Raw genomic sequence first — 12101 nt, 5'->3', positions numbered from 1 at the left:
CCCGGTACGGGTCAGTCGCGCCAGTCCACGACCGCAGAGATCTTGCCGACAATGGTGCGCCAACCCAGACTTGCGGTTTGTGCCCCGATTTTCTTCAGCCGCCGTCGACCCATGAAACCGCCGATGCCGCCGTTGACGGTGGCCCGCAGCGCCTCGTCCAGGTCGTCCAGGCTGGAGTCCGCGGAGAGCATGTCCAGGACCGCAGGCAGCCGCAACGCGTACGACAGGTCACGGGCGGCCTCGCCAGCCTTGATCAGGAGGGTCGAGTCCCAGGTGTCGTGACCGCCGCGCAGGTTCTCCACCACGAGGTCGAGCTCGTAGGTGTCCTCGTCGAGCGGCGCGATGTCGGCCGGCTCCACCCGTTCGGCCAATTCATTCCAGCTGTCCAGTTGGGACAGATCGTTGGGCGCACCGGATCGGATGAAACTGACCAACGACTCGGGGGTCTTGAACAGCAGCAGCTTGCCCCGGTGGGTGAGGAAGACCGGCACCTCCTCGTCGTCCGCCTCGTCGGCGACGTCCTCGTCCTCGTCGTCGGCGGTCGCGTCGGCGTCCGTGGCACCGTCGCGGCGACGGCGCGACGGCTCCTCCTCGTCGCTGTCGGCGAACTCCTCGGCCAGTTCCTCGTCGAGGATGACGACGGTCTCGTCGTCCTCCTCCTCGACCACCTGACGGCGGGCGAGGAACGGGTCGTCCTGGTCGCGCTCGGTCACGTCGGTCGGGGTCAGCGCCCCCGCCGGCCGGTAGGCCCGCAGCGTGAAGCCGGTGCCGGCGGGCAGGTCGATCTCCACCGGGTCGATCCGCACCTCGTCCCAGAGCGACCGGTCGGTCGGCGCCGACGCGCGGCCGGCCTCGTCCGACTCGTCGGCGTCGTCTGGCTCGGCCGGGCCGGTGGTGTCGTCGAGCTCGGGCTCGTCGGCGTCGGGCCGTTGGGGCGACTGGCGGGCCACGCTGACCTCCGTGTGCTTCGGGTTGCCCACCCACCGGCGTCTCCGACCGGCGAGTGACTCTGGGCACATACCCTAGTCGGCGGCCCTGGGTGGCCGGAGCCCGCACCCCGATGGCCGGGCGGTGCACCGGCTCGGGCCTGCGGGTCGCCGCTGACAGCCGCAGGTTACCGCTGGCGTGTCCGGGTGGCTGCCGGTGGCGGACCGGCCGTCTGACAAGTAGCGTTGCTACGCATGAAGGCCCAGGAGTTGCACGGCCACCTCGACGCCCTGCTGCTCGCCGTCCTCGAACAGGGCGCGCTGCACGGCTACGCCATCATCGAGGCACTGCGGGCGCGCAGCGACGGCAACCTCGACCTGCCGACCGGCACCATCTACCCGGCGCTGCGGCGGCTGGAGCGCGCCGGGCACGTGGCGAGCACCTGGAGCACGGTCAACGGTCGGGAGCGGCGGACGTACCAGCTCACCGACGACGGCCGACGGGCACTGGCCGGTGAGCGCGCCGGTTGGCGCGAGTTCCGCACGACGGTCGGCCAGTTCCTCGACCCGGCCGGCCCACCCCCCGGCACCCCGGCCTGAGCCGCCCGCCCGGTCAGCGGGCGGTGGCCCGCAACCAGCCGCGGGCCGCGCGGGCCAGCGAGAAGTAGGCGGCGCCGGCCAGCACCACTCCGATGATCATCGGCGGCCAGGTCAGCGCCGCGTCCCAGAGCCCGATCGACCAGGCGAAGAGTGCGGTGCCGGCCAGCATGCCGAGGAGCAGGATGCCGGTCAGGCCGGCGCCGACCACGCGCTGCGCCAGTGCCAGGCCCGGCCGCGCGGAGCGGGCGCTCACCGTCACGACCACGAGGCCGGCCACGGCGAGCAGCAGCGCCCCCATCCAGATCCAGTCGACCGAGGCGGAGAGCAGCCGGTAGACGGCGGGCGGCTGCGGGCCGTCGCTCCAGCTCGCACCGTGCCAGGTCAGGTCGCCCGCCACCACCAGCACCCCGGCGATCGCCAGCATCCGCAGCGAGAGCCCGCGCAGCGCACCCACCGCCAGCTCGGCCTGCCAGGAGGGGACGAGCTGCGCCGGTGAGCCGAACTCCGCCACCGCACGCCGTTGCGCCTCCGTGGCCGGCACCCCGTCCTCCCGGTACGCCTCGACGGCGTCCAGCAGCCCGTGCCGGGCCTCGGTCAGCAGGTCGGACTTCAGTCGCGCCGGCCCCTGCAACCGGGTGGCCAGCTCCCGGAGGTGCTCCTCCACCAACACGTCCTCGCAGTGCGGCATGACACCACCCTGCCATGGACGCGGGCGCGCCGACGTCCGGGAAAACCCTGGTCGAGCCCGGAGACGGGTCAGGGGGCGAGTGCCAGGTACCCGCGTTCGGCCGCCGCCTGGAGCAGCCACTGGTCCCGGTACCAACCGGTTGCGGCGACCAGGTCGGAGTGCCGGCCGCGCTGGATCACCCGGCCGGCGTCGAGAACGACGATCTCGTCCAGCTCGGCCAGCCCGCTGAGTCGGTGGCTGATCAGCAGCACCGAGTGCCCGGCGGGGGTGGCGGCGAGGGCGGAGGCGAGCACGGCGTCCGCGGCGCTCGGGTCCAGCCCTTCGGTGGGCTCGTCGAGCACCAGCACCGGCGGCGCGGCGAGCAGTGCCCGGGCGAGCGCCAGCCGTTGCCGCTGGCCGCCGGAGAGCTGGCCGCCCTCCTCACCGACCAGGGAGTCCCAACCCGCAGGCTGGGCGTGTACCCAGTCCAGCAGGCCGGCGGCGGCTGTCGCGGCCGTCAGCTCCTCCTCGCCGGCGGTGGCACGGCCGAGCAGCAGGTTCTCGCGAACCGTGGCGTGGAAGACGTACGCCTCGGCGAGGAGTCCACCGACGGCGCGGGGTAGCTCGTCCTCGGCGTACGCCGACAGGTCGCGGCCGTCCAGGGTGACCCGGCCGGACGTGGGCCGGACCGCGCCGGTCAGCACGGCGGCCAGGGTGCTCTTGCCGGCGCCGCTCGGGCCGACCACGGCGATCCGCCGCCCGGGCGGCAGGTCGAGGCTCACCCGGTCCAGGGCGGGTGCGGCTCCGGCCCGGTACCGCACGGTCACGTCGACGAAGCTCAGCTCGTGCGGGCCGGCCAGGTCCACGCCGTCGACCGTGTCCGGCGTGCGCTCGACAGGCTGTGGCGGTGTGTCCGCCTCCAGCAGGGCGGCGACCCGGGTCAGGCCGGGCCGGAGCTGGGTCCACTGGCGGGCCGCGGCGACCAGGGCCAGCGCCACCTCGACGGCCGCCAGCGTGCCGACGGCCAGCACGCCGATCAGCACCCCCGGCACGTCGGCGGCCAGCGCGGTCAGCACGACCGCGGCGGCGGTCAGCCCGGCGACGAGCACCCCGGCCGCGTCCACCGCGAACCCGGTGGCGGCCAACCGGCGTTCCAGCCGGGCCAGCCGCCCGGCCCGCTGCTCGGCGGCGCGCAGAGCGGTGTCGGTGGCGCCGAACGCGGCCAGGTCGGCGGCACCGTGGGTCAGGTCGATCGCGTCGGTGGCCAGCGCGCCGCGCAGCGGGGCCACCTCGGCCGCGCTGCGCCGGGTGACCGCGGTGGCCAGCGCGGGCAGCGCCAACCCGGCGACGAGCAGGCCGATGGCGAGCACACCGGCGGCCGGCGGTGAGATCAGCGCCGCCCCGACCACGGCCGACAACCCGACCACGGCCGCCGCCGAGGCCGGCACCAGGACCCGCAGCAGCAGGTCCTGGACCGCCTCGACGTCGGAGACCAGCCTGCTCAGCACGTCCCCCGAGCGGTGCCCGGCGGTGCGACGGGCGGCGAGGGTCGCGAAGACCCGGGCACGGACGTCGGTGATCATGCGCAGTACGGCGTCGTGCCCGGCGAGCCGTTCGGTGTAGCGGAACACGCCCCGGCTGATGGCGAGCGCCCGGACCGCGACGATCGCCACGGTGAGCCGGTCCAGCGGCGGTCGGCCGGCGGCGCTCATCAGCAGCCAGGTCGCGGTGGCCATGAGGGCGAGCCCGGCGAACTCGGTGGCGGCGGCGAGCAGCCCCGCGCCGACGAGCCGGCCCAGGTACGGCCGGGCCAGCCGCAGCACCACCCGCTCAGCGGTCAGTCGCCCGGTGGGGGCGTCGCCGGCCGGCGACTCAGGGACCGCGTCCAGCGGGCCCGGCCCGGGCGCCAGCGGCTCGGGGGCCGCGCTCATCGGGTCACCTTCCCGGTCGGCTCAGGGGTCAGCTCGGTGACCCGGCCGTCCTCGATGCGCAGGATCCGGTCGGCGTCGGCCAGCAGCGCCGGCCGGTGCGCCACCAGCAGCGAGGTCCGCCCGGCGACCAGCCGGCGGGTGGCGTCGAGCACCACCGCCTCGGCTGCGGTGTCGAGTCGGGCGGTGGGCTCGTCGAGCAGCACCACCGGGGCGTCCCGGAGGAACGCCCGCGCCAGGGCCACCCGCTGCCGCTGGCCGCTGGAGAGCCCGTGCCCGCGTTCGCCGAGCAGCGTGTCGAGCCCGTCCGGCAGACCGGCCACCACGTCGTCCAGGGCCGCGTCGTGCACGGCGGCGGCGAGCGCCTGCGGTGGGGTGTCCGGCGCGCCGAGCCGGATGTTGTCGGCCAGCGAGGCGGCGAAGAGGTGGGCACGTTGCGGCACCCAGGCCACCTGCCGGCGCCAGGCGTCCGGGTCGGCGGTGGCGAGGTCGACGCCGTCCACGGTGATCCGGCCGTCGGTCGGCGTCACGAAGCCGAGCAGCAGGCCGAGCAGGGTGCTCTTGCCGGCGCCGCTGGGTCCGATGATGGCGATCCGCTCGCCGGGCCGGATGGTCAGGGTCACGTCGCGCAGCGCCGTGGTCCGCTCGTAGGCCACGGTCACCGACTCGAACCGGATCTCGCCGCGACCGTCCGGGGTGGCCGCGCCCTCGGCCGCGCGGGGTGCGGCGGGCGCGGCCGAGACGGTGAGCGCCTCGTCCAGCGCGGTGAGCCCCTCCATGCTGGCGTGGAAGCGGCTGCCGGCGGCCCGCAGCGGGAGGTACGCCTCGGGGGTGAGCAGCAGCACCAGCAGCGCGGTCTGCAGGGCCAGCCCTCCTCCGAGGAGCCGGATGCCGACCGGCACCGCGACCAGGGCCACCGACAGGGTGGCGACCAGCTCCAGCACGAGCGCGGAGAGGAAGGCGATCCGCAGCGTCTTCATGGTGGCCGTCCGGTGCCCGTCGGCCATCCGCCGGACCACCTCGGTCTGCGCCCGCGCCCGCCCGAAGGCGCGCAGCGTGGGCAGCCCGGCGACCATGTCCAGGAAGTGCCCGCCCAGCATGGAGAGGCGACGCCACTGCCGCTCGGTGGCGGCCTGCGCCTGCCAGCCGAGCAGTGCGCCGAAGACCGGGATCAACGGCAGGGTCAGCGCGATGATCACCGCCGAGCTCCAGTCGGCGAAGACGACCCGGGCCAGCACCGCGAGCGGCACGGTCACGCTCAGCACCAGCTGCGGCAGATACCCGGTGAAGTAGGCGTCCAGCGCGTCGAGCCCACGCCCGGCCAGGGTGGCGAGCTGCCCGGCCCGCTGCCCGGCCACCCAGCCCGGCCCGTGCCGACCCACCGCGCCGAGCAGGTCGGCCCGCAGCGCGGCCTTGACCGTCGCGGCGACCCGCGCCGAGACGGTGCCCTGCGCCCACACCAGCACGGAACGCGCCGCGACCGCGAGCACGAACCCGGCCAGCGCCGGCCGGTCCAGCCGGCCGTCGAAGGCGGCGGCCAGCACCGTGGCCAGCGCGGTGGCCTGCGCCACGATCAACCCGGCGGCGAGGACGCCGAGCAGCGCGAGCACGGCAAGGTCGCGCCGGGCCGCGGGGACCCGGCGCAGCAGACGCGGGTCGAAGGGACGGCGGTTCACCAGTACACCGGTGCCCTGCCGTCGGTCCGTCCCCGGAAAACCCACCAGCACATCGCCTGGAAGCCTAGTAGGGCCGGCAGCAGCGGCAGCGCCACCCAGCCCAGCAGCCGCAGCGTCGGTGCGCTGGCGGCCGCGTCGGCGACCGTCAGGGAGGCACCCGGGTCGGTCGTGGACACCAGCACGTAGGGCCAGAGGGCCGCTCCGACCAGCGCCACCGGCAGCGCCAGGGCCGCGCCGGTGGCGACCAGAGCCCACCCCGGTCGGCGCCGGGCCAGCGCCGCGCGGGCGACCAGCAGCGCCGCCACCAGCAGCACCGGCAGGAGTACGGCCACCGCCGGCCGTTGGACCGACTCGCGTACCCGGGCGGAGAGCAGGCCCACGACGGTGGCCAGGGCGACCGCGGTGAGCGCCACCGGCACCAGGCGGCGGGCGGACCGGCCGACCACGGCGGCGTCGGCGGCCGGCAGTCGCAGGGTGAGGAAGGTCGCACCGTGCACCGCGATCAGGGCGACCATGGCCAGCCCGGCGGCCGCCGCGAACGGGGTGGCCAGATGCGACACCCCGGCGACGTGACCGTCGGCCTGGCGGGGTACGCCCTGCAGCAGCGCGGCCAGCAGCACACCCCAGCCCAGCGCGGCGAGCACGCTGCCGACCACCACGACGCGGTCCCAACGGGCCCGGATCCGTTCGTCGGTCGGTCGGCTGCGCAACTGCACCCCGGCGGTCACCAGGACCACCCCCGCCAGCGCGCCGGCGACCGCCGGGTAGCAGCCGGAGAGGAGTTCGCCCTCCAGGATCGGGAAGGCGCCGAAGAGGATGCCCACGGCGGCCACCAGCCAGACCTCGTTGCCGAGGAAGAACGGGCCGAGCGCGGTGAGCGCCGCCCGCCGCCCGGCCGGGCCACCGCCCCGGGCGAGCAGCAGCCCGACGCCGTAGTCGTAGCCGGCGAGCACCAGGTAGGCGCCGAAGAAGAGGCCGAGCAGGGCGTACCAGGCGAGGTCCACGGTCATCTCCTCAGGCGAGGGCGGGTTCGGGGTGGGCCGGCTCGTTCGGCGGTGCCGGCGGGCGGCCGAGCGCCGGGTCGACCGCGCCGCGGGCCGCGTGCCGCGCCAGCAGGACCCAGTTGGTGACGGCGAGGGTGCCCAGCAGCAGGCTGAAGCCGATCAGCGAGGCGAGCATCACCGGTGCGCCGACAGGGGAGACGGCCTGCTCGGTGGGGAGCAGCCCGTACGCCACCCAGGGCTGGCGGCCGACCTCCCGGGAGATCCAGCCCAGGATCACCGCGACGAACGGCAGCGGCAGGGCGAGCAGGATCAGCCAGAGCGGGAAACGCAGCCGGATGATCCAGTCCCGGAAGAGCAGCGGGAGCAGCAGCCAGACGCAGCCGAGGGTGAGGCCGATCAGGATCATGAAGCCCAGCCCGACGCTGGCCAGCACCGGCGGCGTGTAGTCGCCCGGGCCGAACCGGGCCGTCCACTCGGCGACCATGGCCTGGGCCTCCGGGCCCTGGCCGAACTTCGTCGGCTGCACCGCGCCGACCGGGCCGAACTGGGCGAAGCCGAAGCCCTGCACCAGGGTGATCGCCAGCGCCGCGGTGACCAGCCCGATCCGCAGCGAGGTGCGGAAGAGCACGAAGTCGGGGGTACGCCGGATCAGGTGCCAGGCGCTGACGGCCGCCATCAACATCCCGCCGACCAGCAGCGCGGCCGAGACCACGTGCCCGAACGCCATGCCGAGGCTGGGGTTGGTCAGCAGCGCGCCGAAGTCGGTGAGGTGGGCGATCCCGTCGCGCAGCTCGTACCCGACCGGGTTCTGCAACCAGGAGTTGGCCACCATAATCCAGAACGCCGAGGCGTACGCGGTGAGGGCCACGCCCCAGAGCAGCGCGAGGTGGACGCCCTTGCGGAGCCGGTGCCAACCGAAGATCCACATCCCGAGGAACGTGGACTCCAGGAAGAACGCCACCAGCGTTTCGATGGCGAGCGGGGCGCCGAAGACGTTGCCGACGTAGCGCGACAGGCCGCTCCAGTTCAGGCCGAACTGGAACTCCATCACGATGCCGGTGGCGATGCCGAGCACGTAATTGATCACGTAGAGCTGGCCCCAGTACCGAGTGAGCCGCTCCCATGCCGGGTTGCCCGTGATGACCCAGGCGGTCTGCATCCCGACCAGCAGGGTGACCAGCCCGAGCGTGACGACCACGAACAGGAAGTGGATCGAGGTGGTGGTGGCGAACTGCAGACGGGCGAGGAGCAGCGTGTCCATGACCGGGTCTCCGTAAGCGTTGGCTCCCTTGTCGTAGCAACCCTACACGTAGCTTGGCTACAGATTGGCTACTACACCCTGTCGTAGATAATCCTACGACAAGTTGTAGTAGTTATGGGTTCGAGGATCGCGCTCGATCATGGAGAAGAGCGCACGCGGGCCGGGCGGTGCGGCGGGGTTGCGGGTGTGGGTCAGCTCAGGAAGAGGCTGATCGGGAGGGCGACCAGCATCGTGGCGATCGCGAGGGCCGTGGCACCGAGCACCCGGGGCGGCTGGTCGCTGACCATCAGCCGCTGCACGCGTACGTCCAGGTCGCGGTCGCCCATGCCCAGCGCGCCCGCCGGGGTGATCCGGTGACCGGCGGCGGCGAACCGGCGCAGCGCGCCCGCCAGCGGCGCCTCGGCGTGCAGCTCGCGCGCCTTGTCGTCGGCGCGCATCTCGACGAGCAGGGCGACCCGCTCGTGGGCGTCGCGGACCCAGCGGAACCACGGCAACGCGCGGCAGAGCGCGGTGAAGGGCAGCAGCACCAGGTCGTGGCGCTCGTTGGCGTGCGCGCGCTCGTGGGTGAGCACCGCGGCCAGTTCGGCGCGATCCAGCAGGCTCAGCGTGCCCGCGCTGACCACCACCTGCGGCTTCACCCCCGGCAGGCAGTACGCCGCGGCGCTCGGATGGTCCAGCACCAGTGCTCCGGGGGCGGCCGGGTCGTCCCGGGCGACCAGCGTGAGCAGGTCCCGGTGGCGGCGCTGGGCGCGTACGGTGCCGTGGATGCTGCGCACGGTCGTGGTGACCAGCACCGCTCCGATGCCGAAGCCCACACCCACACCGGCCAGGTGGAAGGCGGTCACCCCGACCGGCAGGGTGCCGTGGGCGAGGTCGGTGGTCAGGGCGAGCAGCGCGCTCCCGGTCGGGAGGTCGTACGCGGTCACCCCGAGCGCCATCGGCAGGCCCATCGCTGAGAGGCCGACCGCCAGCCCGACCGCCTGCCAGCAGATGATCGCCACCCGGGGGCTGCGCCACGTCCAGGTGGACCGGGCCAGCACCTGAGCGGTCAGATAGCAGGCCAGCATGGTGGCGGCGAAGTGCACGGCGTAGGCCATGGCGCGTGCCCTACCGCTCCGCTGCCTCGTCGGCCGCCCGCCGGCCCGCCGGCCCGTCCACCCGGTCGGTCAGCTCGGCGCCAGCTCGGCCGCCGCTGGAGTCCGCGCCGGTCAGCCCGGCCTCGCTCCCCAGCGCCGCGCGCAGCACCTCGGCCTCCGTGCCGGTCACCGAGCGCGCGAAGCGCACCAGTGCGGCGTCCCGACTGCCGCCCAGGTCGAGGGCGTCGAGCATGAGCTGGGCGATGTGCGCCTCGCGGCTGGCCGCGGGCCGGTACCGCCAGGCCCTGCCTTCCCGCTCCCGCTGCACCATGCCCTTGCCGGCGAGCCGGTCCAGCACGGTCATCACCGTGGTGTACGCCAGCTCGCGGCCATCGAGCGCGTCGGCCACCTCGCGCACGGTCACTCCGTCCGACGTGCCGGGGACCACGTCCCACAGCACGTCCATCACCGCACGCTCAAGATCGCCCAACCGAGTCACCCCCCAATCCTACCCCCGGTAGTAGACCCCCACCGAACCGGCCAAGATCTGCACAGGAACGGTGAAGTTGCTGCCTCAGTCGCCCCGGAGGCAGCAACTTCACCGAAGCTGCGCGGAGCCCCGACACACCGCTGGCCGGTAACCCCACAGGGGGCACCGGCCAGCAAGATCGAACACCCGCGCGGACCCGGCCCACGGCCGGGACCGCAGCATCACACCCCCTTGGGATGCCAGACCGTCTTCGTCTCCAGCAGGGTGGTCATCCGGGTCACGCCCGGGTCGGCGGACCAGTCGTGGTCGGCCGGGGCCGGCCGGAGCACCCGCTTGAGGTTCTCCGCCGCCTTGACCTCCAGGTCGGCCGCCAGGTCGGCGTCGGTGACCCCGGTCAGGTCGATCGCGTTGACGTCCATGTGCGCGGCCAGCGTCGGCGCGGTCTCGGTGATCCTGCCGGTGAGGATGTTGACCACTCCGCCGGGCAGGTCGGAGGTGGCCAGCACCTCGGCCAGCGTCACCGCCGCGAGCGGCTCGGTCGGGGAGGCCGCCACCACCACCGTGTTACCGGTGACGATCGCCGGTGCGATCACGCTGACCAGGCCGAGCAGCGCCGGACGCTCCGGGGCGACGACGGCGACCACGCCGGTCGGCTCCGGCGCGGACAGGTTGAAGTACGGCCCGGCGACCGGGTTGGCGCCGCCGTACACCTGGGAGAGCTTGTCGGCCCAGCCGGCGTACCAGACCCAGCGGTCGACCGCGGCGTCCACCTCGTCGCCCGGCACGCCGAGGGCCACGAACTGCTCGCGGCGGCCCTCCAGCATCTCGGCGGCCCGGTAGAGGATCTGACCCCGGTTGTACGCGGTCGCGCCGGCCCAGCCCTTCACGGCGGCGCGGGCGGCGACCACCGCGTCCCGGGCGTCCTTGCGGGAGGCCAGTGACACATTCGAGGACTGCACGAGATACGACCGTCCCGACTCGCTGCGCGGGAACTTCCCGCCGATGAAGAGCTTGTACGTCTTGCGTACCGCGACCCGCTCAGACATTGAGGTAGCCCTCCAGCCCGTGCCGGCCGCCCTCGCGACCGTAGCCCGACTCCTTGTACCCGCCGAACGGCGAGGTGGGGTCGAACTTGTTGAACGTGTTGGCCCAGACGACGCCGGCGCGGAGCCGGTCGGCCATCCAGAGGATCCGGGAACCCTTGTCGGTCCAGATGCCGGCCGACAGCCCGTACGGCGTGTTGTTGGCCTTCTCGACGGCCTCGGCCGGGGTGCGGAACGTGAGCACCGACAGCACCGGGCCGAAGATCTCCTCGCGGGCGATCCGGTGCGCCTGGGTGACGCCGGTGAAGATGGTCGGCGCGAACCAGAAGCCCCGGTCGGGCAGCTCGCACGGAGGGGACCAGCGCTCGGCGCCCTCGGCGGAGCCGGCGTCGGACAGCTCGCGGATCCGCTCCAGCTGGGCGGCCGAGTTGATCGCGCCGATGTCGGTGTTCTTGTCCAGCGGGTCGCCCACGCGCAGCTGGGCCATCCGCCGCTTCAGCGACTCCAGCACCCGGTCGGCGACGTTCTCCTGGACGAGCAGCCGGGAGCCGGCGCAGCAGACGTGCCCCTGGTTGAAGAAGATGCCGTTGACGATGCCCTCGACGGCCTGGTCGATCGGCGCGTCGTCGAAGACGATGTTGGCGGCCTTGCCGCCCAGCTCCAGGGTGAGCTTCTTGCGGGTGCCGGCGACCGACCGGGCGATGGCCCGGCCGACGTCGGTGGAACCGGTGAAGGCGACCTTGTCCACGCCGGGGTGCTCGACCAGCGTCCGGCCGGTGTCGCCGGCGCCGGTGATGATGTTGACGACGCCGGCCGGCAGCTCGGCCTGCTGACAGATCTCGGCGAAGAGCAGCGCGGTCAGTGGGGTGGTCTCCGCGGGCTTCAGCACCACCGTGTTGCCGGCCGCGAGCGCCGGGGCGATCTTCCAGGCCAGCATGAGCAGCGGGAAGTTCCACGGGATGACCTGCGCGGCGACGCCGATCGGCCGGGGGTTCGCGCCGAAGCCGGCGTGCTCCAGCTTGTCGGCCCAGCCGGCGTAGTAGAAGAAGTGCGCGGCGACCAGCGGCAGGTCGACGTCGCGCGACTCCTTGATCGGCTTGCCGTTGTCCAGCGACTCCAGCACGGCCAGCTCGCGGGAGCGCTCCTGGATGAGCCGGGCGATCCGGAACAGGTACTTGGCCCGGTCCCGGCCCGGCATCGGGCCCCAGACCTTCTCGTACGCCTTCCGGGCGGCGCGTACCGCGCGCTCCACGTCCTGCGTGCCGGCCTCGGACACCTCGGCCAGCACCTCCTCGGAGGCGGGGTTGATCGACTTGAAGCTGCCGCCGTCGGCGGGGTCGACGAACTCACCGTCGATGAACAGCCCGTACGAGGCTTTGAGGTCCACCACCGAGCGGGACTCGGGGGCGGGTGCGTATTCGAACATCGGC

General features: G+C 73.9%; 11 protein-coding genes. 1 reads left to right on the top strand and 10 read right to left on the bottom strand.

What is annotated here, in order from left to right:
- Positions 1 to 11: 11 nt before the first annotated feature.
- Positions 12 to 980 carry a DNA primase gene (locus M8C17_RS08445; protein WP_252415853.1) on the bottom strand — a complete coding sequence of 323 codons (969 nt, stop codon included), beginning with the start codon at positions 978 to 980 and terminating at the stop codon, positions 12 to 14.
- 201 nt (positions 981 to 1181) lie between these two features.
- Between M8C17_RS08445 and M8C17_RS08440 the strand changes: the two genes are divergently transcribed.
- Positions 1182 to 1526, top strand: a complete 345-nt coding sequence (locus M8C17_RS08440; protein WP_252415852.1) for a PadR family transcriptional regulator — start codon at positions 1182 to 1184, stop codon at positions 1524 to 1526.
- Positions 1527 to 1539: 13 nt separating this feature from the next.
- Here the strand turns inward: M8C17_RS08440 and M8C17_RS08435 are convergent, their stop codons facing one another.
- The 9 genes from M8C17_RS08435 to M8C17_RS08395 all read right to left on the bottom strand — a co-directional run bounded on the left by M8C17_RS08435 (position 1540) and on the right by M8C17_RS08395 (position 12097).
- On the bottom strand, positions 1540 to 2214 hold the full coding sequence (locus M8C17_RS08435; protein WP_252415851.1) for a permease prefix domain 1-containing protein: 675 nt from the start codon (positions 2212 to 2214) through the stop codon (positions 1540 to 1542).
- A gap of 68 nt (positions 2215 to 2282) precedes the next feature.
- Positions 2283 to 4124, bottom strand: a complete 1842-nt coding sequence (cydC, locus tag M8C17_RS08430; RefSeq protein WP_252415850.1) for a thiol reductant ABC exporter subunit CydC — start codon at positions 4122 to 4124, stop codon at positions 2283 to 2285.
- Positions 4121 to 5797, bottom strand: a complete 1677-nt coding sequence (gene cydD, locus M8C17_RS08425) for a thiol reductant ABC exporter subunit CydD (RefSeq protein ID WP_252415849.1) — start codon at positions 5795 to 5797, stop codon at positions 4121 to 4123. Before cydD ends, cydC begins: the two co-directional genes overlap by 4 nt.
- Complete coding sequence (locus tag M8C17_RS08420; protein WP_252415848.1) at positions 5794 to 6807, bottom strand: cytochrome d ubiquinol oxidase subunit II; 1014 nt, start codon at positions 6805 to 6807, stop codon at positions 5794 to 5796. The genes cydD and M8C17_RS08420 overlap by 4 nt, the downstream gene beginning before the upstream one ends.
- A gap of 4 nt (positions 6808 to 6811) precedes the next feature.
- Positions 6812 to 8062, bottom strand: coding sequence for a cytochrome ubiquinol oxidase subunit I (locus M8C17_RS08415; RefSeq protein ID WP_252415847.1), 1251 nt, complete (start codon positions 8060 to 8062; stop codon positions 6812 to 6814).
- Between the two features lie 191 nt (positions 8063 to 8253).
- Positions 8254 to 9159, bottom strand: a complete 906-nt coding sequence (locus M8C17_RS08410; RefSeq protein WP_252415846.1) for a M56 family metallopeptidase — start codon at positions 9157 to 9159, stop codon at positions 8254 to 8256.
- Between the two features lie 10 nt (positions 9160 to 9169).
- Positions 9170 to 9637 (bottom strand): BlaI/MecI/CopY family transcriptional regulator, encoded by a 468-nt coding sequence (locus M8C17_RS08405; protein ID WP_252415845.1) that lies wholly within the window; start codon positions 9635 to 9637, stop codon positions 9170 to 9172.
- Positions 9638 to 9849: 212 nt separating this feature from the next.
- Positions 9850 to 10674: an aldehyde dehydrogenase family protein gene (locus M8C17_RS08400; RefSeq protein ID WP_252415844.1), complete on the bottom strand. Its 825-nt coding sequence runs from the start codon at positions 10672 to 10674 to the stop codon at positions 9850 to 9852.
- A complete protein-coding gene (locus M8C17_RS08395; protein ID WP_252415843.1) occupies positions 10667 to 12097 on the bottom strand; it encodes an aldehyde dehydrogenase family protein in 1431 nt (476 codons plus the stop codon). The genes M8C17_RS08400 and M8C17_RS08395 overlap by 8 nt, the downstream gene beginning before the upstream one ends.
- Positions 12098 to 12101: the final 4 nt, after the last annotated feature.

Source organism: Micromonospora sp. RHAY321, assembly GCF_023896955.1.
Lineage (GTDB): Bacteria > Actinomycetota > Actinomycetes > Mycobacteriales > Micromonosporaceae > Micromonospora.
Note: the sequence above shows the minus strand (reverse complement) of the source record. Positions and strands in the feature narration are given on the sequence as shown.